Annotated in this window: 21 protein-coding genes and 1 tRNA gene; 6 read left to right on the forward strand and 16 right to left on the reverse strand. The window is 57.6% G+C overall.

Translation table 11 applies throughout. The annotated features are described in order from the left end of the window. The 8 genes from ychF to AUC60_RS22465 form a co-directional block, all read right to left on the reverse strand. A partial coding sequence (ychF, locus tag AUC60_RS22430; protein ID WP_087272911.1) for a redox-regulated ATPase YchF occupies positions 1-983 on the reverse strand: 983 nt, incomplete at its 3' end. A 21-nt stretch (positions 984-1004) separates the two neighbouring features. Then, a complete protein-coding gene (gene pth / locus AUC60_RS22435; RefSeq protein WP_027902866.1) occupies positions 1005-1589 on the reverse strand; it encodes an aminoacyl-tRNA hydrolase in 585 nt (194 codons plus the stop codon). Between the two features lie 162 nt (positions 1590-1751). Continuing rightward, positions 1752-2360: a 50S ribosomal protein L25/general stress protein Ctc gene (locus AUC60_RS22440; protein ID WP_087272914.1), complete on the reverse strand. Its 609-nt coding sequence runs from the start codon at positions 2358-2360 to the stop codon at positions 1752-1754. Between the two features lie 138 nt (positions 2361-2498). After that, positions 2499-3440 carry a ribose-phosphate pyrophosphokinase gene (locus tag AUC60_RS22445; RefSeq protein WP_002552145.1) on the reverse strand — a complete coding sequence of 314 codons (942 nt, stop codon included), beginning with the start codon at positions 3438-3440 and terminating at the stop codon, positions 2499-2501. Between the two features lie 46 nt (positions 3441-3486). Continuing rightward, positions 3487-3561 (reverse strand) — tRNA-Gln (locus tag AUC60_RS22450). A gap of 37 nt (positions 3562-3598) precedes the next feature. Continuing rightward, entirely contained in the window at positions 3599-4450 is an 852-nt protein-coding gene (gene ispE / locus AUC60_RS22455; protein ID WP_087272917.1) for a 4-(cytidine 5'-diphospho)-2-C-methyl-D-erythritol kinase, read from the reverse strand. Position 4451: 1 nt separating this feature from the next. Continuing rightward, positions 4452-5069, reverse strand: coding sequence for a lipoprotein insertase outer membrane protein LolB (lolB, locus tag AUC60_RS22460; protein WP_087272918.1), 618 nt, complete (start codon positions 5067-5069; stop codon positions 4452-4454). Positions 5070-5073: 4 nt separating this feature from the next. Next, positions 5074-6801, reverse strand: coding sequence for a tetratricopeptide repeat protein (locus AUC60_RS22465; RefSeq protein ID WP_087272921.1), 1728 nt, complete (start codon positions 6799-6801; stop codon positions 5074-5076). Between the two features lie 226 nt (positions 6802-7027). On the opposite strand from AUC60_RS22465, the gene hemA reads away from it, so the two are divergent. The 6 genes from hemA to AUC60_RS22495 all read left to right on the forward strand — a co-directional run bounded on the left by hemA (position 7028) and on the right by AUC60_RS22495 (position 12396). Beyond that, complete coding sequence (gene hemA, locus AUC60_RS22470; RefSeq protein WP_087272924.1) at positions 7028-8305, forward strand: glutamyl-tRNA reductase; 1278 nt, start codon at positions 7028-7030, stop codon at positions 8303-8305. Further along, positions 8302-9384, forward strand: coding sequence for a peptide chain release factor 1 (gene prfA / locus AUC60_RS22475; protein WP_087272927.1), 1083 nt, complete (start codon positions 8302-8304; stop codon positions 9382-9384). The genes hemA and prfA overlap by 4 nt, the downstream gene beginning before the upstream one ends. Beyond that, positions 9385-10218, forward strand: a complete 834-nt coding sequence (gene prmC / locus AUC60_RS22480) for a peptide chain release factor N(5)-glutamine methyltransferase (RefSeq protein WP_087272930.1) — start codon at positions 9385-9387, stop codon at positions 10216-10218. Beyond that, complete coding sequence (locus tag AUC60_RS22485; protein WP_087272933.1) at positions 10212-10970, forward strand: molybdopterin-synthase adenylyltransferase MoeB; 759 nt, start codon at positions 10212-10214, stop codon at positions 10968-10970. Before prmC ends, AUC60_RS22485 begins: the two co-directional genes overlap by 7 nt. Beyond that, positions 10963-11763 carry a glutamate racemase gene (gene murI / locus AUC60_RS22490; RefSeq protein WP_087272936.1) on the forward strand — a complete coding sequence of 267 codons (801 nt, stop codon included), beginning with the start codon at positions 10963-10965 and terminating at the stop codon, positions 11761-11763. Before AUC60_RS22485 ends, murI begins: the two co-directional genes overlap by 8 nt. A gap of 114 nt (positions 11764-11877) precedes the next feature. After that, positions 11878-12396: an acyloxyacyl hydrolase gene (locus AUC60_RS22495; RefSeq protein ID WP_087272938.1), complete on the forward strand. Its 519-nt coding sequence runs from the start codon at positions 11878-11880 to the stop codon at positions 12394-12396. 104 nt (positions 12397-12500) lie between these two features. Here the strand turns inward: AUC60_RS22495 and AUC60_RS22500 are convergent, their stop codons facing one another. The 8 genes from AUC60_RS22500 to phrB are packed head-to-tail and all read right to left on the reverse strand — an operon-like array spanning position 12501 to position 19287. Continuing rightward, the gene (locus AUC60_RS22500; RefSeq protein ID WP_087272941.1) at positions 12501-12815 is read right to left on the reverse strand and encodes a YkgJ family cysteine cluster protein; all 315 of its coding nucleotides are present in this window, start codon (positions 12813-12815) and stop codon (positions 12501-12503) included. Between the two features lie 16 nt (positions 12816-12831). Then, positions 12832-13353, reverse strand: coding sequence for a DUF2878 domain-containing protein (locus AUC60_RS22505; RefSeq protein ID WP_087272944.1), 522 nt, complete (start codon positions 13351-13353; stop codon positions 12832-12834). After that, the gene (locus AUC60_RS22510) at positions 13346-14614 is read right to left on the reverse strand and encodes an SAM-dependent methyltransferase (RefSeq protein ID WP_087272947.1); all 1269 of its coding nucleotides are present in this window, start codon (positions 14612-14614) and stop codon (positions 13346-13348) included. The genes AUC60_RS22505 and AUC60_RS22510 overlap by 8 nt, the downstream gene beginning before the upstream one ends. Further along, a complete protein-coding gene (locus AUC60_RS22515) occupies positions 14601-15401 on the reverse strand; it encodes a DUF1365 domain-containing protein (RefSeq protein ID WP_087272949.1) in 801 nt (266 codons plus the stop codon). Before AUC60_RS22515 ends, AUC60_RS22510 begins: the two co-directional genes overlap by 14 nt. Then, positions 15398-16645, reverse strand: a complete 1248-nt coding sequence (locus AUC60_RS22520) for an NAD(P)/FAD-dependent oxidoreductase (RefSeq protein ID WP_087272952.1) — start codon at positions 16643-16645, stop codon at positions 15398-15400. The genes AUC60_RS22515 and AUC60_RS22520 overlap by 4 nt, the downstream gene beginning before the upstream one ends. Further along, positions 16642-17430 carry an SDR family NAD(P)-dependent oxidoreductase gene (locus tag AUC60_RS22525; protein ID WP_087272956.1) on the reverse strand — a complete coding sequence of 263 codons (789 nt, stop codon included), beginning with the start codon at positions 17428-17430 and terminating at the stop codon, positions 16642-16644. Before AUC60_RS22525 ends, AUC60_RS22520 begins: the two co-directional genes overlap by 4 nt. After that, entirely contained in the window at positions 17427-17849 is a 423-nt protein-coding gene (locus AUC60_RS22530) for a nuclear transport factor 2 family protein (RefSeq protein ID WP_087272958.1), read from the reverse strand. The genes AUC60_RS22525 and AUC60_RS22530 overlap by 4 nt, the downstream gene beginning before the upstream one ends. Next, a complete protein-coding gene (gene phrB, locus AUC60_RS22535; RefSeq protein ID WP_087272961.1) occupies positions 17842-19287 on the reverse strand; it encodes a deoxyribodipyrimidine photo-lyase in 1446 nt (481 codons plus the stop codon). Before phrB ends, AUC60_RS22530 begins: the two co-directional genes overlap by 8 nt. Between the last annotated feature and the right edge of the window lie 2 nt (positions 19288-19289).

Below are 19289 nucleotides of genomic sequence, written 5' to 3' on the forward strand. Positions count from 1 at the left end.
TTGTAGGCGATGCACTCGGCGCGGATGAAGCCTTTTTCGAAGTCTGTGTGGATCACGCCAGCGGCCTGTGGTGCGGTGGCACCAACGCGGACGGTCCAGGCGCGGACTTCTTCAACACCGGCGGTGAAGTAGGTCTGCAGGTGCAGCATTTCGTAGCCAGCGCGAATTACGCGGTTCAGGCCTGGCTCTTCAAAGCCCAGGGCTTCGAGGAACATATCCTTTTCTTCGCCGTCATCGAGTTCGGCGATTTCTGCTTCGATCTTGTTGCAGACCGGCACCAGCATTGCGCCTTCTTCTTCGGCGATGGCGCGCACGACGTCCAGCAGCGGGTTGTTCTCGAAACCGTCTTCAGCAACGTTGGCGATGTACATGACCGGCTTGGTGGTCAGCAGGTGGAAGCCACGAATTACTGCTTTTTCGTCAGCGCTCATGTTCTTCATCAGGCTACGGGCTGGCTTGCCTTCGGTGAAGTGAGCGATCAACTGCTCCAGCAGGCCTTTTTGAACCACTGCATCCTTGTCGCCGCCTTTGGCGTTGCGGGTGACTTTCTGCAGCTGTTTTTCACAGCTGTCGAGGTCGGCAAAGATCAATTCCAGGTCGATGATTTCGATGTCGCGTTTAGGGTCGACGCTGTTGGAAACGTGAATCACGTTTTCATCTTCGAAGCAGCGAACCACGTGAGCGATGGCGTCGGTCTCGCGGATGTTGGCGAGGAACTTGTTGCCCAGGCCTTCACCTTTGGACGCACCGGCTACCAGGCCCGCGATGTCGACGAACTCCATGGTGGTCGGCAGGATGCGCTTGGGATTGACGATGGCCGCCAATGCCGCAAGGCGAGGATCGGGCATGGCCACGATGCCGCTGTTCGGTTCGATGGTGCAGAAGGGGAAGTTCTCCGCTGCAATACCGGACTTGGTCAGGGCGTTGAACAGAGTGGATTTGCCGACGTTGGGCAGGCCGACGATGCCGCAATTGAAGCCCATGATGTTTCCCCTCGAGTGATGTCAGGCCTTCTGGCTGTGCAGGTTTTTCATCGCCCGGTTCCATTCACCGGCGAAGATATCCGGCAGCACGCCGAGGGCAAAGTCGATGCTGGCGTCCAGCTTTTCCTGTTCGGCGCGTGGCGCTCGACCCAGAACAAAACCGGAGACCTTGTTGGCGTCGCCCGGGTGGCCAATGCCAAGCCGCAAGCGGTGAAAAGTATTCTGATTACCAAGCTGCGCGATGATGTCCCGCAACCCGTTGTGACCGCCATGGCCGCCGCCCTGTTTGAACTTGGCAACGCCCGGTGGCAGATCGAGTTCGTCATGCGCCACCAGGATGGCATCAACCGGAATCCGGTAGAAACCAGCGAGCGCCGCTACGGACTGGCCGCTGCGGTTCATGTAGGTGGTGGGAATCAACAGACGAACATCCTGACCTTGATGAGTGAAGCGTGCGGTCAGGCCAAAGAATTTGCGCTCGGCGACGAGATTGACTCGTTGCGCGTCAGCGATACGTTCAACGAAAAGAGCCCCTGCGTTGTGCCGGGTCTGTTCGTATTCAGCGCCTGGATTTCCCAGGCCAACGATCAGTTGTATGGCAGTCACGACAGGGGCCCTTTTATGGAGTTGTGGTTGAAGCCGCTGCAGACAGCGGCAAAACTGGAAGAAAACTGCTCATTTACCATGATGTAAACTCCGCGATCCTGCCCGTTTTGCCTGACTTTTACAGCGGTCTCCCGAGCAACTCCGGCATTACCAAGTAATGAATTACTCGGCAGTACCTTCTTCAGCTGCGTCTTCGGTCGGTGCGATGCGTGGAGCGTGAACGTTGGCGATAGCCAGGTCGTTACCGTGCGCCAGAGCAACGAACTCAACACCTTTAGGTGCTTTAACATCGGACAGGTGAACGATCGAACCGATTTCCAGAGCAGACACGTCTACTTCGATGAACTCAGGCAGATCTTTCGGCAGGCAGCTTACTTCCAGCTCGGAAGTAACGTGCGAAACTTCGCCGCCTTTCTTGACTGGAGCTTCTTCACCGATGAAGTGCACAGGCACGATAGCGGTCAGTTTCTGGCCAGCTACAACGCGTACGAAGTCAGCGTGCATCACGTGGCCTTTGGCTGGGTGACGCTGCAGAGCTTTGATGATCACGTTTTGCTTTTTGCCATCAACGGTCAGCGCGATGATGTGGCTGTAAGCCGCTTCGTTTTCCAGCAGTTTGGAAACTTCTTTAGCCAGCAGGCTGATGGACTCAGGGGCTTTGTCGCCACCGTAGACAACAGCTGGAACCAGGCTTGCGAGACGACGCAGGCGGCGGCTCGCACCTTTCCCCAGGTCGGAACGCAGTTCAGCATTCAAAGTAAAATCGTTCATTTTGTATCTCCAAATTAGCCACATTCGAACTGACGTTTGCGACCGACGTCAGGACGATATGGGCAAAAAAGCCCCGCCCTGACCGAATGTCAGGGCGGGGCGCTTTTCGTCAACAGGGTGTCAGCTCAGGGAAAACCCTTAGCGGAACATCGCGCTGATCGATTCTTCGTTGCTGATGCGGCGAACCGCCTCAGCGACAACCGGAGCGATATCCAGTTGACGGATACGGCTACAGGCTTGTGCTGCTGCGGACAACGGGATGGTGTTAGTCACCACCAGTTCGTCCAGCACGGAATTCTCAATGTTTTCGATCGCCCGACCCGACAGCACCGGGTGTGTGCAGTAGGCAAAGACCTTGGCAGCGCCATGCTCTTTCAAGGCCTTGGCCGCGTGGCACAGAGTGCCGGCGGTATCGACCATGTCATCGACCAGAATACAGGTACGCCCTTCGACATCACCGATGATATGCATCACTTCAGAGTGATTGGCTTTCTCACGGCGCTTGTCGATGATCCCGAGATCAACACCCAGGGATTTGGCAACAGCACGTGCACGCACGACGCCGCCGATATCCGGGGATACGATCATCAGGTTTTCGAAGCGTTGATCTTCAATGTCGTCCACCAATACAGGGGAGCCGTAGATGTTATCTACCGGAATATCGAAGAATCCCTGGATTTGGTCAGCATGCAGATCAACCGTGAGAACACGATCGATCCCGACTACGGTAAGCATGTCAGCGACGACTTTCGCGCTGATAGCCACACGTGCGGAACGCGGACGGCGATCCTGACGGGCATAACCAAAGTAAGGAATCACAGCAGTGATTCGGGACGCTGAGGAACGGCGGAAGGCATCAGCCATCACGACGAGTTCCATCAGGTTATCGTTGGTCGGTGCGCAAGTCGGCTGAATGATAAATACGTCTTTACCGCGGACGTTTTCATTAATCTCAGTAGAAATCTCGCCGTCGGAGAACTTGCCGACAGAAACATCACCTAGTGGGATATGCAGCTGACGTACGACACGTCGAGCCAGATCGGGGTTAGCGTTCCCCGTAAAGACCATCATCTTGGACACGCGCAGTACCTGAAGGCTGAGGGTAACCTGGATGAGTATAGGAAAATGGCAGGGGCGGCTGGATTCGAACCAACGCATGGCAGGATCAAAACCTGCTGCCTTACCGCTTGGCGACGCCCCTGTATTTGTTGCAACGAGTACCCAGTACTCGGTTCCTTTTAGAGCAGACTTTGCAGCTTGCGATGCAACATCGAAACGTTGCTTCCCTTTGCTACAAACCCTGTAAGGGTCTCTGTAAGAAGGGCCGAGACTTTATCAGCTTCAGCTTTGTTTGGGAAGGCCCCAAACACACAACTTCCAGTTCCGGTTAATTTTGCTTCGGTAAATTTACCTAACAAATTCAATGCGTTACGTACCTCTGGATAACGCCTTGCTACAACCGGTAAGCAGTCATTTCGACTGTTTCCCTTGGGAACGGGGCGCACTTTAATGGGAGGAGTGTTACGTGTCAACAGTGGATCTGAAAAAATTTCTGCTGTACTTACAGATACTTGCGGCACGAGTACCAGATACCACGGTTCTTCCGGGTCTACAGGGGTAAGTTTTTCCCCTACACCCTCAGCAAATGCGGCGTGTCCGCGGACGAAAACCGGGACGTCCGCGCCAAGCGTCAGGCCCAGCGCTGCCAGGCGATCTTCATCCCAGCCCAGATTCCACAAATGGTTCAGGCCCAGCAGTGTTGTTGCCGCATCGGAGCTGCCACCGCCAATTCCACCACCCATGGGCAGGCGTTTTTCCAGCCAGATATCCATGCCGAGCGTACAGCCTGATTGTTTTTGCAGCGCGCGGGCGGCTTTGACGATCAGGTTGCTGTCATGGGGGACGCCGGGGACATCGGTCTGCAGGCAGATTTCACCGTCCTGGCGAACGGCGAAGCTCAGCTCGTCGCCATAGTCCACGAACTGAAACAGGGTTTGCAGCTCGTGATAACCATCGGTGCGACGGCCGAGAATGTGCAGCATGAGATTCAATTTGGCCGGAGCGGGCAGGGTCAGGCGTGCGTCGCTCATGTCATTGACCCAGTTTGCGTGGCTGCCAGTCCTTGATCACCAGCGTGACATCGAGGTCCTGGCCGTGCAGCTTGACGCGCTCGGGCAGCCAATAACCGTTCTGTTCGACATAACTGAGATATTCCACCTGCCAGCCGTCTTGTTCAAGATTGGCAAGGCGGCTGTCGCCATCCAGTGTCAGACGACTCTTGCTGTCCGGAGCGGGCAGGCCACGGACCCACCAGACCAGATGCGACACTGGCAACTTCCAGCCGAGCTGCTCTTCAAGCAGTGTTTCCGGCGTCGGAGCTTCGTATCGACCCTGATTGGCGACTTCCAGTGCGACGCCGCCGGGACGACCGGTCAAGCGTGCGGCACCGCGCCCCAATGGGCCTGACAAGCGAATGTCGTAGTAGTCCTGGCGCTGCAGCCAGAATAGCGTGCCACTTCCGGAATCCTTGGGAGCGCGAATGCCGACCTTGCCGTTGATCTGCCAGCCGTCGAGGTTGGTCAGCTGTTCTTTGTGCTGACGCCATTGCGCCGGGTCACCTTTGCCTTCTACGGCTTCCCGGGAAGTGAGTCCGGCGCAACCGGCGAGCAGGGCGATGAGGCTGAATACAACTACGTGGCGCAAAAACATAAATTTAAAGGGTCTCGGATCCGGTCAGGCGCAACAGAGTGCTGCGCAGAATAGGGCTGTCAGGTTGTTCTTCGAGGGCTTTTCCCCAGACTTTGCGCGCTTCGCGCTGTTGACCCTTGGCCCACAGCACTTCGCCCAGATGAGCAGCGACTTCATGATCGGGGAAGCGCTCAAGTGCCAGGCGCAACAAGCGTTCGGCTTCGTCCAGGTTGCCCAGGCGGTAGTTTACCCAGCCAAGGCTGTCGAGCACCGCCGGATCTTCCGGATTGAGTTTGTGGGCTCTTTCGATCAGTTCCTTGGCTTCTGCGTAGCGCGTGGTGCGGTCGGAAAGGGTGTAGCCCAGCGCGTTGAGCGCCATGGCATTTTCCGGTTCGCGCTTGAGAATCGCCCGCAGATCTTTTTCCATCTGCGCCAGATCACCGCGTTTTTCCGCCATCATCGAGCGGGTATAAAGCAGGTTCAGGTCGTCCGGATATTGTTTGAGCGCCTGCGTCAGCACTTGCCAGGCGCGATCAACCTGATTGTTGTTGGACAAAGTCTCGGCTTCGATCAGGTACAGCTGAATGGCATAGTCCGGTTGCGCATCGCGAGCTTCGGCCAGACGTTTGGATGCTTCGGCCGCGCTGCCGTTGCTCATCAGAATATCGGCCTGGCGCAGCTGCGCGGACAGATAGTCCGGGCCAGGACCTACCTGAGCGTACTCGCCCAGTGCGCTTTGTTGATCGTTACGCTCTTCGTGAATGCGACCCAGATTCAGGTGCGCGGAATCCTCATGGGCGCCGCGGGCAATCAGCTCTTCCAGGTAACCTGCGGCTTCGTCCCAGGCTTTGGCTTCCAGGCAGACCAGCGCCAGTGAGAAGCGCAGTTCGTCATCATCGGGATACTGCTGCACCAGGCTGGAAAACTGCACTTTGGCGTCTTCCATGCGATTTTGCTCGACCAGCATGCGGGCGTACGTCAGGCGCAGACGCTTGTCATCAGGGTATTTCTTGATGCTTTTTTCCAGGATCGGCAGCGCTTCCTTGCCACGGTTCATACCTTGCAGCAGGCGTGTACGCAGCAGTATTGGCGCAATTTCACCGTCTTTGGGCGGATTGTCCTCGAGCAGCTTCAGCGAGGCCTGTGCGTCGCCGTTCTGTTGCAACAACAGCGCTTTGCCGAAAATCAGCTGCCCATTGTTCGGGTACTTGACGAGGAGTCGGTCAAAACTGGTAAGCAGCGCGTTCCGGGTCTCGGGATTGGTCTCTGCCGCTGACAGTGCCAGGAAGTCAAAATGAGTGTCGCCTTGACCTTGCAGGACTTTTTCCATGTACACCATGGAGTCGTCATAGCGTCCTGCGCGCGCCAGCTGAATGGCTGCCGCGCGTTGCGCTTCGAGGTTATCCCTGTCGTTTCTGGCCCAGATCAGCGAGGTGTCCAGTGCAGCCTGATCGGCGCCCAGGTACTCGGCAATCCGGAACGCGCGCTCGGAAACACCCGGATCCTGGGTGTTGATCGCCTGGGTCACATAGTTATCCAGGGCGATATCGAAGCGATTGCGTTGGCCAGCCAGTTCCGCGCTCAGCAGGCTGACGAGGGTTTCCTGGGTGAACGAACCGTAGACCTGAGGCTTGGCTTCAGGTGCGGGGGCGGTGTCTTTCGGCGCAGGTGTGGTCTGCGGCTGAACCGGTGCCATTGACTGGCAACCGCTGAGAAAGACAAGGGCGAGAAACAGCGCGGAGGATCTATTCATATATAAGAAGGGACGACTTACCTGCGGTTTTGAGCATCATGACACAAGGCTGGGAGCAAACCCACAGCCGGTTGGAAAACTGCCGGAACGCTTGATTATTTGTGCTGTAAGCCCTCAATAAGGGCATTTAGAGCGCGAGACTATTAGGACAATAGTCAACGGTGGTTGTTCTGAACCTATTGAAGTAGGACAATTGTCGGCTTCACGTCACCATCAGCGACCTTGAATGGCCTTCCTTGCACTTGGTATCAACCATAAGACTGCCTCGGTAGACGTCCGCGAGCGCGTGGCATTTACGCCAGAGCAGCTGGTTGAGGCCTTGCAGCAGCTTTGCCGTCTTACTAATAGCCGCGAAGCTGCAATCCTTTCTACGTGTAACCGTAGTGAGTTGTACATCGAACAGGACCAGATCGGTTCTGAGACGATTCTCGCCTGGCTGGCCGAATATCATCATTTGAGCCTCGAAGAGTTGCGCGCCAGTGCTTATGTACACGCCGACGATGCGGCAGTTCGTCACATGATGCGGGTCGCCTCCGGGCTCGACTCGCTCGTGCTCGGCGAACCGCAGATTCTCGGTCAGATGAAATCCGCCTATGCCGTGGCCCGCGAAGCCGGAACCATTGGTCCGCTGCTGGGCCGGTTGTTTCAGGCCACGTTCAGCGCGGCCAAACAGGTGCGTACTGACACAGCCATCGGCGAGAACCCGGTTTCGGTGGCTTTCGCCGCAGTCAGTCTGGCGAAACAGATTTTCAGTGACTTGCAACGCAGCCAGGCCCTGTTGATCGGTGCGGGTGAGACCATCACACTGGTTGCGCGTCATCTGCATGACCTTGGTGTCAAGCGCATCGTGGTCGCCAACCGTACGCTTGAGCGCGCAAGCATCCTGGCCGCCGAGTTTGGCGCGCACGCGGTATTGCTCTCGGACATTCCGGCTGAACTGGTCAACAGCGATATCGTTATCAGCTCTACGGCCAGCCAACTGCCAATCCTTGGTAAGGGTGCCGTTGAAAGTGCTCTGAAGCTGCGCAAGCACAAACCGATTTTTATGGTCGATATCGCCGTACCGCGGGACATCGAACCGGAAGTCGGTGAGCTGGATGACGTTTACCTGTACACCGTTGACGACTTGCATGAAGTCGTCGCCGAGAACCTCAAAAGCCGACAGGGCGCGGCGCAGGCTGCTGAAGAGCTGGTCGCAGCCGGGACTAATGACTTCATGTTCCGTCTGCGCGAGCTGGCGGCGGTGGATGTGCTCCGGGCTTACCGTCAGCAAAGCGAGCGGCTGCGCGACGAGGAATTGCTGAAGGCACAGCGTATGCTGGCCAACGGCAGCAATGCTGAGGACGTGCTGGTGCAGTTGGCTCGCGGGTTGACCAACAAACTGCTGCACGCGCCCAGTGTGCAATTGAAGAAACTCTCTGCCGAAGGCCGCCTCGACGCGCTGGCCATGGCCCAGGAACTTTTTGCCCTCGGTGAGGGCTCGACGGATAAACCCCCGCAATGAAAGCCTCACTGCTCAACAAACTCGATATCCTCAGCGATCGCTTCGAGGAACTGACCGCGTTGCTTGGCGATGCCGAGATTATTTCGGATCAGACCAAATTCCGTGCGTATTCCCGGGAATATGCCGAGGTCGAGCCGATCGTTGCGGCGTATAAACAGCTGCTCAAGGCATTGGCTGATCTGGACGGCGCTCAGGCGCTGCTCAAGGACAGCGATCCGGACATGCGTGAAATGGCTGTCGAGGAAGTGCGCGAGACCAAGCAATTGCTGGCTGATCTGGAAAGCCAGCTGCAACGCATGTTGCTGCCCAAAGACCCCAATGACGGGCGCAACGTGTTCCTCGAAATTCGTGCCGGGACCGGCGGCGACGAGGCGGCGATTTTCTCTGGCGACCTGTTCCGCATGTATTCGCGTTACGCCGAGCGCCGTGGCTGGCGGGTCGAGATCCTCTCTGAAAACGAGGGCGAACATGGCGGCTATAAAGAGGTGATTGCCCGGGTTGAGGGCGAGAATGTCTACGGCAAGCTCAAGTTCGAGTCCGGTGCGCATCGCGTGCAGCGGGTTCCGGAAACCGAATCTCAAGGCCGCATTCATACTTCGGCTTGCACCGTTGCGGTGCTGCCTGAGCCGGATGAGCAGCAGGCCATCGAAATTAATCCTGCGGACTTGCGTGTCGACACCTATCGTTCTTCGGGCGCGGGTGGTCAGCACGTTAACAAGACCGATTCGGCGATCCGTATTACCCACCTTCCGTCGGGTATCGTCGTTGAATGTCAGGAAGAGCGTTCCCAGCACAAGAACCGAGCCCGCGCCATGGCGTGGCTGTCCGCGAAACTAAACGACCAGCAAACCAGCGCCGCTGCCAATGCGATTGCCAGTGAGCGTAAACTGTTGGTCGGCTCGGGTGATCGATCCGAGCGTATTCGAACCTATAACTTCCCTCAGGGGCGAGTAACGGATCACCGCGTCAATCTGACCTTGTATTCGCTGGATGAAGTTTTGGCCGGTGGTGTCGATGCAGTGATAGAGCCGCTACTTGCCGAATATCAGGCAGACCAACTAGCGGCACTGGGTGAGTAAATGACCATCATCGCCAGCTTGTTAAGAAGCGCCGAGCTTCCTGATTCACCAACTGCCCGTCTCGATGCTGAACTGCTTCTGGCGGCTGCGCTGGGTAAACCGCGCAGTTTCCTGCATACCTGGCCGGAGCGAATAGTCAGCAGTGAAGCCGCACTGACGTTTGCCTCGCATCTGCAGCGCCGTCGTACCGGTGAACCCGTGGCCTACATTCTGGGGCAGCAGGGGTTCTGGAAACTGGATCTGGACGTCGCGCCTCATACATTGATTCCGCGCCCTGAAACCGAAATGCTGGTCGAAGCCGCACTGGAGCTGGTGCCTGCATTTGCGCCGACTCGCGTGCTCGACCTGGGAACCGGGACCGGCGCGATTGCCCTGGCCTTGGCCAGTGAGCGTCCGGTCTGGCAGGTGACGGCGGTGGATCGGGTGCTTGAAGCGGTCGCATTGGCCGAGAGTAATCGTCAACGTTTGCATCTGGATAACGCCAAGGTGCTGAGCAGCCACTGGTTTAGCTCCCTTGAAGGTCAGCGTTTTGATCTGATCATCAGCAACCCGCCGTATATCGCGGCCGAGGATCCACATCTGGCAGCGGGAGACGTGCGTTTCGAGCCTAGCAGTGCGCTGGTTGCCGGGACTGATGGTCTGGATGATTTGCGTATGATCATCGAGCAGGCACCGAACTATCTGAACGGTGATGGCTGGTTGTTGTTGGAGCACGGTTACGATCAGGGCTCGGCGGTCCGCGATTTGTTGAGCGGTCATGGCTTCGAGAAAATCCAGACTCGTCGTGATCTGGGCGACCATGAACGCATTACCTTCGGGCGTCTGCCGTGCTGACTGATCAGGAACTGTTGCGCTATAGCCGACAGATTCTGTTGCAACACGTCGATATCGACGGGCAGCTCAAGCTCAAGCAAAGCCGGGTGTTGATCGTCGGTCTCGGTGGCCTGGGTTCCCCCGTTGCTTTGTATCTGGCAGCCGCCGGTGTCGGCGCGTTGCATCTGGCGGATTTCGACACGGTCGACCTGACCAACCTGCAACGCCAGATCATCCACGACAGCCAGAGCGTCGGGCAAAGCAAAGTGGATTCGGCGATTACCCGTCTGACCGCGATCAATCCCGAGATCACGCTTGTTCCTCACCGCGCTGCGCTGGATGTCGATTCTCTGGCAGCGGCCGTCGCAAGTGTCGATCTGGTGCTTGATTGCTCAGACAATTTCACAACCCGTGGCGCGGTCAATGCGGCCTGTGTCGCTGCGGGCAAACCCTTGGTCAGTGGCGCAGCGATTCGTCTTGAGGGGCAATTGTCGGTGTTCGATCCACGTCGGCCTGAAAGCCCTTGCTACCACTGTCTATACGGTCACGGCAGCGAGGCCGAACTGACCTGTAGCGAAGCGGGTGTGATCGGGCCTTTGGTGGGATTGGTCGGTAGCCTGCAGGCGCTTGAGGCGCTCAAGGTACTGGTCGGTTTTGGCGAGCCGCTGGTTGGACGCCTGTTACTGATTGATGCTCTGACCACGCGCTTTCGTGAACTGAAGGTCAAGCGTGATCCGGGATGTAGCGTCTGCGGTGCAGGGCAGCATGATTAAAGCCAGTGATGCGCCGGTGGGCGTATTTGATTCCGGCGTAGGTGGCTTGTCGGTGCTGGGTGAAATTCGCGACCTGCTACCCAGCGAGTCGCTGCTGTATGTCGCGGACTGTGGGCATATCCCCTACGGCGAGAAAAGCCCGGAGTTCATTCGCGAGCGCTGCATGATCATCGCGCAGTTCTTTCGCGATCAAGGTGCCAAGGCTCTGGTGCTGGCTTGCAATACTGCGACTGCCGCTGCCGCCGCTCAATTGCGTGAGCATTATCCGGACTGGCCAATCGTCGGCATGGAACCTGCGGTCAAACCGGCAGCGGCTGCGACCCGCAGTGGTGTGGTGGGCGTGCTCGCTACGACCGGTACTTTGCAAAGCGCGAAGTTCGCCGCTTTGCTCGACCGTTTCGCGGGCGATGTGCGCGTGGTCACTCAGCCGTGCCCCGGCCTTGTGGAACTGATCGAGTCAGGCGACCTGTTCAGCCCGACCATTCGTACCTTGCTGCGGGGTTATGTCGAGCCGCTTCTGGCCGAGGGCTGTGACACGATTATCCTCGGCTGCACCCACTATCCCTTCCTCAAACCTCTGCTGCGGGAAATGATCCCGGAGTCGGTCATCCTGATCGACACCGGGCACGCAGTGGCTCGCCAGCTTCAACGGTTATTGGCGCAGCACGGCCTTCTGCACGACGGCCATGCCCAGGAAACGCAGTTCTGGACCAGCGCTGATCCGTATAATTTCGGAAACATCCTACCTACACTTTGGAAAAAATCTGACAATGTGCGATTCTTCGATTTGTAAAAAAATCGTGAAAAGCTTTGCTTGGCATTGGAACTAACGTTCCACGTCGGATTTCTATAGCAAGCCGGTTATCTGCAAATACCTAATAATTGCATTCGAAATAGGAAGTTTCTGATGAAGCGTCTGTTGTGTTTGGCTGCGCTTGCGGCCGCGTTGATGGGGCAAACTTCACTCACTCAGGCCGCTGGCATTGAGTTTTCGGTTGGGCAGACGGGCCAGACGAGCCAGACTTACCGCCTGGGTATGAAGTTTGATTGGGATCAAAGCTGGTTGCAGAGCGACGTAGGTCGCCTGACCGGCTATTGGGATGGTGCTTACACCTACTGGGATGGTGACAAGCGTTCCAGCAACAACAGTCTTTCGTTCTCCCCGGTATTCGTTTACGAATTCGCTGGCGAGAAGGTGAAGCCGTATATCGAAGCCGGTATCGGTGTCGCCGTGTTCTCGAACACTCAAATTGAAGACAACAAGTTGGGTTCGGCTTTCAACTTCGAAGACCGTATCGGCTTCGGTCTGCGCTTCAACGGTGGTCATGAAGTGGGCATCCGCGCGACTCACTACTCGAACGCTGGTATCAAAGAGCCAAACGACGGTATTGAGAGCTACGCGCTGCATTACACGATGCCGCTCTGACGCCATCGCGAGCAAGCCCGGCTCCTACAGTTGACCGTATTCTCCTGTGGGAGCTGAGCTTGCTCGCGATAAGAGCGCCGCAAAACCCGGCCTTGGCGATACCGCTACAAATAAGCCCCTTCAATCCCCAGCCTTTCATTCATGCACTCCTCTGATCCGGTTTCGAACTCCCGGCAGATCAGCGGACGCTTCTCATAGATTGTGCACATCATCGTGTTGCGATCCAGCGCTGCACACCAGCCGTCGTCCAGACGCAGCATGACTTCGCCGCCCCAGTCGTCGGTATCGATAAAGCGTTCAGGCACGCCGGTGTCTGTGATCAGCATCACTTCCAGCTGGCAGCAGCAGGCCGCACAGGTTGAGCAGGTGATAGTGGTTTCAGTGGAAATCGGGCGGGTCGGGATCAGGGTCGCAGTCATAGGCGCGCAGTGTATGTCAGCGCGAGGCGGGGGTGTTGACTGACTGACCGGCGAGCAACCGAGCGGACAGCCATTGCAACAGTGCAAACACTGCAGCCCACAGCACAGCCAGCAGACTCATGCTCAGCCATAATCCCAGCGGCAACTGCACGCCAGCCAGTTGCGAGCCCGCGTAATACGACATTGGGCCACCGATCGCGCCCAGCAAGCTGGCACGCCACAACGGTTTGGCGGTCCAGGCCAGGCAGTGCCTGAGGGTGGTACCCAACACTGCCCAAAGTAAGATCAGCCACAGCGGGATCAACAAACCCTGACTGCCAAAGTCGAATACACCCAGCAGCATCAACGCGCTGTCGAGCACGGTACCCAGAGCGGTTATCCACAGCAGTAATTTACCCTCTGCGGCCCACGAACTTATCCACAGCAGATGGATGAGCAGTACCGCGATCGGGATCAGCAACCAATAACTGTTGCCACCCAGCACACAGGCAAACCAGCCTGCCTGGAACAGCACGGCGTTGGCGATCTGCTTAAGCATCGAAACGGCCGAGCAGCGGTTGTGGCAATGCGCAGGGTTTCGCCAACAGCAATTGCGCCGTGCCGATGGTGCGCTCCAGGAAACCACCCTCGCAGTAACACAGGTAAAACTCCCACAGCCGCAGGAAGTAATCGTCGTAGCCCAGCTCCGCGAGGTAGCCGTGGGCATGGCGGAAGTTGTCGTGCCAGATGCGCAGAGTGCGAGCGTAGTGCAGGCCGAAGTCTTCCATGTGCAGCAGGTTCATGTCGGTGTCGCGGCCGACAATTTCCAGCATTTTGTGCACCGATGGCAAAGCACCGCCCGGGAAAATGTAGCGCTGGATAAAGTCGACGCTGCGTTTGGCCTGCTCGTAACGCTGCTCGCGGATGGTGATCGCTTGCAGCAGCATCAGGCCGTTATCCTTGAGCAGGTGCGCGCATTGCTTGAAATAGGTCGGCAGAAACCGGTGGCCGACTGCTTCAATCATTTCGATCGAGACCAGCTTGTCGAACTGTCCGGTCAGATCCCGATAATCCTTGAGCAGCAGAGTGATCTGATCCTGCAAGCCCAGCTCTGCAATACGCTGCTCGGCATAGGCAAACTGCTCTTTGGACAGCGTCGTGGTGGTGACTTTGCAGCCGTAGTGCTGCGCGGCATAAATCGCCATGCTGCCCCAGCCGGTGCCGATCTCCAGTAGATGGTCGTCGGGCGTCAAGGCCAGTTTCTGGCAGATGCGCTCCAGTTTGTTCAGTTGCGCTTGTTCCAGCGTGTCCTCGGGCGTGAGGAACTGCGCTGCGGAATACATCATGGTCGGGTCAAGAAACTGCTCGAACAGCTCGTTACCCAGATCGTAGTGGGCTGCGATATTTTTTTGCGAGCCTTCACGGGTGTTGCGGTTGAGCCAGTGCAACCCTTGAATGAACGGTCGACCGAGCCGCGCCATTCCGCCTTCCATCGCGTCCAGCACATCCAGATTACTGACAAAAACCCTGATCACCGCCGTCAGGTCTGGCGAGGTCCAATAGCCGTGGATGTACGCTTCGCCCGCGCCAATGGAGCCATTGCTGGCGACCATGCCCCAAGTGGCTGAATCCAGAACCTGAATCTCGCCCTGTATGACGGCACCCGCGACACCAAACACATGGCGCTCATCACCTTCGGTGACCACCAACTGACCGCTGCGCAGCCGGGCAAGCTGACGCAGCACGCCTCGTCGCAGGATGTTGGCAGTCAGACTGTTGGTCCCCAGATTGGCCGAAAAACTGCTGCTACTGCTTTTCATGGCGTTGACCCTTCAATTGCGTGGAGGCAGTACGGTAGTCGCCGTCAGCGGCCTGATGAGGAAATAGCGGAACGCGCTTGAGAAACAGGCGCAATGCTTGCCAGTAAATGGCCAGGCAGGTCTTGGCGGTCATCCAGGGAAATGCCAGCAGATACCGATGCAGGTTGCCCCGGTTCAGGTCCTGGCGTTGCAGATTGAGCGTGGCGTCGAACATTTTCAGATCGCCTTGCCAGTCGGCCATGTGTACGCCGAGACGTTCACCGGGCGGGCTGAAGCTCATCCGGTATTCAAGGTCGCGGGGTAGAAAAGGCGAGACGTGGAAGGCTTTGGCCACGGCAAAGTGCTGATGTCCTTCACCGTCGGCAGGCAATACATAGTGGTAACGCTCGCGCCACGGGGTATTACTCACTTCGCAGAGAATTGCCGCCAAGGCTCCGTCTGCTTCGAAGCAATAAAAAAAGCTCACCGGGTTGAACGCCAGGCCCCAGCTGCGTGCTTGTGTCAGCAGGCAGATTTTGCCTTGCGGGATGTGGCCGATGGCCTGGCCGACCCGTTGACGCACCGCTTGTATCAGCGGTACGCCTTGGCGGGTCAGCTCGCGCAGGTAATCGGTTTCGCGAAAGGAAAACGGCGCCCAGCGACGTTTGCCTGCCAACGGCGAAACATTCAACACAGCGTTTTGCTCTTCCAGATCCAGGTACAGCAGGCCAATCCGATAACGAAAGTCATGGGCCCGCGGCGCAAAGCGCCGATGGGCTATCCAGCCGCTGTACAGGGCGCTGTTCACAATGATTCACCAAAGGCCGACGCTACGCACAGGCCGCTGACCACGCCGTCTTCATGGAAACCATTGGCCCAGTAAGCACCGCAGAACCAGGTGTGGTTAACGCCCGCAAGTTCATGCCAACGGGCCTGCGCTGCAACACCTGTCAGGCTGTATTGCGGATGCGCGTAGCGATAGCGAGCGAGGATTTTGCTCGGTTCAATGGCGTCGGTCTGGTTGAGGCTGACGCAGAAGGTCGTGTCACCTTCGATGCCTTGCAGGATGTTCATGTCGTAAGTCACGGCGGCCAGTTGTTGCTCGCCACCGCCGAGTCGATAGTTCCAACTGGCCCACGCGAGTGGTCGCTTGGGCAGCAGGCGGGTATCGGTATGCAGCACCACGTCGTTTTCGGCGTAGGGCAGCGCGCCGAGGATTTCCTGTTCTGCGGTGCTCGGTTGCGCGAGCATTTTCAGGGCCTGATCGCTGTGGCAAGCGAACACCACTTTGTCGAAACGTTCGCTGCCAGCGGCACTGTGGACCGTTACGCCGTCGGCGTCCCGTTCAACACGACTGACCGGGCAGGACAGGCGAATTCGCTCGGCAAAAGACGCAGTGAGCGGTTCGATGTAGCGACTGGAACCGCCTTCAATCACGCACCACTGTGGCCGGTTGCTGACTGACAGCAGGCCGTGATTTTTGAAAAAGCGCACAAAGAACTGCAACGGGAAGGCGAGCATGTCCGCCAGGGACATGGACCATATCGCCGCTCCCATAGGGACGATGTAATGCTCAATAAAACGCTTGCCGTAACCCCGACTGTGCAGGTAATCGCCCAAAGTAGTGTCTTGGGCAATGCGCTGGTTTTCCAGGTCGGCCAGCGCTTCGCGGTTGAAACGCAGAATGTCGCGCAGCATGCCCCAGAAGCTCAGGGACCAAAGGTTACTGCGCTGGGCAAACAGGCTGTTGAGGTTGTTGCCGTTGTATTCGGTCCGGGTCTTCGGGTCGCTGACGGAAAAACTCATTTCGGTGGGCTTGAAAGCCACCCCGAGTTGCCCGAGCAAACGAATGAAGTTGGGATACGTCCAGTCATTGAACACGATGAAACCGGTATCGATCGCGTAACTGCGACCGTTCAGTTCTACATCAACGGTATGGGTATGCCCGCCAACCCAGTCTGCCGCCTCGAACACCGTGATGTCGTGCGAGCGGTTGAGTAGATAAGCGCTGGTCAAACCGGCGATACCACTGCCGATGATGGCGATTTTCATTGAGCATCCTTGGTTTGAGCTGCCGAGCGGGCCATACGTTTTCCTAACGCGAGTTGCGCGCGGACGGGTAATAGCGCCAGTAACCGCAGGATCAGAATGAACGGTCCCGGAAAGGCGATCTCCATTGGCCTGCGGGAACGCAGCAAGCGTTCAGCGATGTAGGTCGCGGCTTTTTTTACCGGCCAGCGCATGGGCATGGGAAAGTCATTTTTGGCTGTCAGCGGGGTATCGACGAAGCCAGGGCTTACAACGGTGACATCGATATTTTCGTGAGCCAGGTCGATGCGCAGCGATTCAAACAGATAGCGCATTCCGGCCTTGGATGCACCATAGGCTTCGCTACGGGTCAGCGGCAGGTAAGTCACTGAGCTGCAAACCCCCACCAGATGTGGTTGGTCGCCTTTGCGCAGCAGAATCAGCGCTTCTTGTACGCAGTAAGAGCTGGCCAGCAGATTAGTGCGCACCACGCGCTCAAACAGTGCCGCGTCGAAGTCGTTGCTGTCGATGTACTCGCAAGTGCCCGCGTTGATGATCGCGCAGTCCAGCGCCCCCCAAACCTGGCCGATGCGGTCGCCGATCGCGGTGATTTGTTCGCCATCGGTCAAATCGCCCGGTGCCAGCAACACCTGGTTGGGAAAGCGGCGTTCCAGCTCCTCCAGCGGAGCCACAGTTCGAGCGGTCAACGCTAATCTGTGACCGGCGATGAGAAGCTCTTCGGCGAGCGCAAAACCGATGCCGCTGCTTGCACCGGTTAACCAGATACGTCGCGCATTCGGATTACTCATCCCAGTCTCCTTTTCAGCCAGGCGATTAGCTGGCCCATGATTGGCAAGTGCTCGTACAGCAAGGCGCCTGCATCGAAATAGTCTCGGTGTTGATAAACCTTGTCGCGCCAGAGCAAGTGCGAGCAGCCCTGCACCTTGATCGTCTTGCCTCTGGCAAGGCGCGGATGGGCGTAGCTCATGGTCCAGCGCAGATAACCGTTGCCTTCGCTGACTTGATCAAAACCATGGAAATCAAAATGCAGGTCGCTGACGTTGGCGTACAACTCGGCAAAATAGCGGCGCATTTGCGGCAGCCCGTGAATCTGATGCAGCGGATCAGTGAACTGCACGTCGTCGCTGTACAGCGCACCAAGGCGCTCAAGATTGTCCTTGTTCAGCGCTGCAAACTCATGAGCAAAGTGCCGCAGGAAGTCAGTCATCGTCAGCCTCTGTTGCGGGCTGCAGGTGCGGCAGAGCTTTGAAGGCCGCGAGCGCGCGGGCGCGACTGCTGCTCAGATCGACAATCGGCTTTGGATAGTTGGCAACACCGAACAAGCCACCGGCGGCCGGGTTATGCACTTCTTTTTTGTTGAGGTCGGCCAGCTCCGGCAACCAGTGCTTCAGGAAGCGTCCCTCGGGGTCGAACTTTTCCGACTGGGACAGCGGGTTGAAAATCCGGAAGTAGGGCGACGAGTCCGTGCCCGTAGAAGAGCTCCATTGCCACCCGCCGTTATTGGCTGCCAGGTCACCATCAATCAGGTGCTGCATGAAAAAGCGCTCGCCCTCGCGCCAGTCAATCAGCAGGTTTTTGGTCAGGAACATTGCGACGACCATGCGCAGCCGGTTGTGCATCCAGCCGGTTTCCAGCAACTGGCGCATGGCGGCGTCGATAATGGGCAGGCCGGTACGTGCCTGTTGCCAGGCAGCCAGTTCCTCCGGCGCATCACGCCATTTCAATGCTTCGGTTTCCGGGCGGAAGGCACGATGCCGCGAGACGCGGGGGAAGCCGACAAGAATGTGTTTGTAGAACTCGCGCCAAAGCAGCTCGTTGATCCAGGTCACTGCACCGACGCTGCCGGTCTCGAATTCACCCTGGTTACTGCTCAGCGCTGCATGCAGGCATTGGCGCGGCGATATCACGCCCGCAGCCAGGTAAGCCGACAACTGACTGGTACCGGGCTTGGCCGGAAAGTCGCGTTCGGAGCGGTAGTAATCAATCTGTTCGTCGCTGAACCCGGCAAGGCGTCGACGTGCTTCGTCTTCGCCTGCTGGCCACAAGTCTTGCAGCGCCTTAGTGGGTGTCGGGAAGCCCTCGACCTGCTCGGGCACGCTATCACTTTTTATCTGCAACGTGGCCTGTGGTTTCGGCAGCCGAACCAGTGGTGGCATCGCCTGGTGCATGCGGGCGTAGCAAACCTTGCGGAACTGACTGAAGACCTTGAAATAGGTGCCAGTCTTGGTCAGTACAGTGCCAGGCTTGAAAAATAATTGATCCAGGTAACTACGCCACTGGATGTCGGCGTCTTGCAGCGCCTGAGCGACGGCACTGTCGCGGTTGGTTTCGTTGATGCCATATTCTTCGTTGGCATGCACTGCGCGAATGTTGAGTTCCTGACACAGCTTGAGCAGTACTTGCGGCGCCTGATCCCAGTGCTGAGCGGTACGAATCAAGAGCGGCACGTTCAATTCGCCCAGCGCTTTTTGCAGTTCCACCAGATTGCGCAGCCAGAAGTCCACCTTGCTAGGCGCATCGTCATGGTTGAGCCATTGCCCAGGGCTGATCAGGTACACGGCCACCGTGGGTCCCTGCTCCATGGCAGCGGTCAGGGCGGTGTTATCGTGAACGCGCAAGTCACTGCGCAGCCATAGCAGTTGCATGT

The sequence above is a fragment of the Pseudomonas caspiana genome (genome assembly GCF_002158995.1).
Taxonomy (GTDB): domain Bacteria; phylum Pseudomonadota; class Gammaproteobacteria; order Pseudomonadales; family Pseudomonadaceae; genus Aquipseudomonas; species Aquipseudomonas caspiana.

What these genes read in the sequence shown, in the direction of transcription:
- hemA (WP_087272924.1), top strand. Translation starts at nt 7,028, where the DNA reads ATGGCCTTCCTTGCACTTGGTATCAACCATAAGACTGCCTCGGTAGAC.
- AUC60_RS22495 (WP_087272938.1), top strand. Translation starts at nt 11,878, where the DNA reads ATGAAGCGTCTGTTGTGTTTGGCTGCGCTTGCGGCCGCGTTGATGGGG.
- AUC60_RS22520 (WP_087272952.1), bottom strand. Translation starts at nt 16,645, where the DNA reads ATGAAAATCGCCATCATCGGCAGTGGTATCGCCGGTTTGACCAGCGCT.
- prfA (WP_087272927.1), top strand. Translation starts at nt 8,302, where the DNA reads ATGAAAGCCTCACTGCTCAACAAACTCGATATCCTCAGCGATCGCTTC.
- AUC60_RS22510 (WP_087272947.1), bottom strand. Translation starts at nt 14,614, where the DNA reads ATGAAAAGCAGTAGCAGCAGTTTTTCGGCCAATCTGGGGACCAACAGT.
- lolB (WP_087272918.1), bottom strand. Translation starts at nt 5,069, where the DNA reads ATGTTTTTGCGCCACGTAGTTGTATTCAGCCTCATCGCCCTGCTCGCC.
- AUC60_RS22440 (WP_087272914.1), bottom strand. Translation starts at nt 2,360, where the DNA reads ATGAACGATTTTACTTTGAATGCTGAACTGCGTTCCGACCTGGGGAAA.
- AUC60_RS22530 (WP_087272958.1), bottom strand. Translation starts at nt 17,849, where the DNA reads ATGACTGACTTCCTGCGGCACTTTGCTCATGAGTTTGCAGCGCTGAAC.
- AUC60_RS22465 (WP_087272921.1), bottom strand. Translation starts at nt 6,801, where the DNA reads ATGAATAGATCCTCCGCGCTGTTTCTCGCCCTTGTCTTTCTCAGCGGT.
- murI (WP_087272936.1), top strand. Translation starts at nt 10,963, where the DNA reads ATGATTAAAGCCAGTGATGCGCCGGTGGGCGTATTTGATTCCGGCGTA.
- ispE (WP_087272917.1), bottom strand. Translation starts at nt 4,450, where the DNA reads ATGAGCGACGCACGCCTGACCCTGCCCGCTCCGGCCAAATTGAATCTC.
- phrB (WP_087272961.1), bottom strand. Translation starts at nt 19,287, where the DNA reads ATGCAACTGCTATGGCTGCGCAGTGACTTGCGCGTTCACGATAACACC.
- prmC (WP_087272930.1), top strand. Translation starts at nt 9,385, where the DNA reads ATGACCATCATCGCCAGCTTGTTAAGAAGCGCCGAGCTTCCTGATTCA.
- AUC60_RS22525 (WP_087272956.1), bottom strand. Translation starts at nt 17,430, where the DNA reads ATGAGTAATCCGAATGCGCGACGTATCTGGTTAACCGGTGCAAGCAGC.
- AUC60_RS22505 (WP_087272944.1), bottom strand. Translation starts at nt 13,353, where the DNA reads ATGCTTAAGCAGATCGCCAACGCCGTGCTGTTCCAGGCAGGCTGGTTT.
- AUC60_RS22500 (WP_087272941.1), bottom strand. Translation starts at nt 12,815, where the DNA reads ATGACTGCGACCCTGATCCCGACCCGCCCGATTTCCACTGAAACCACT.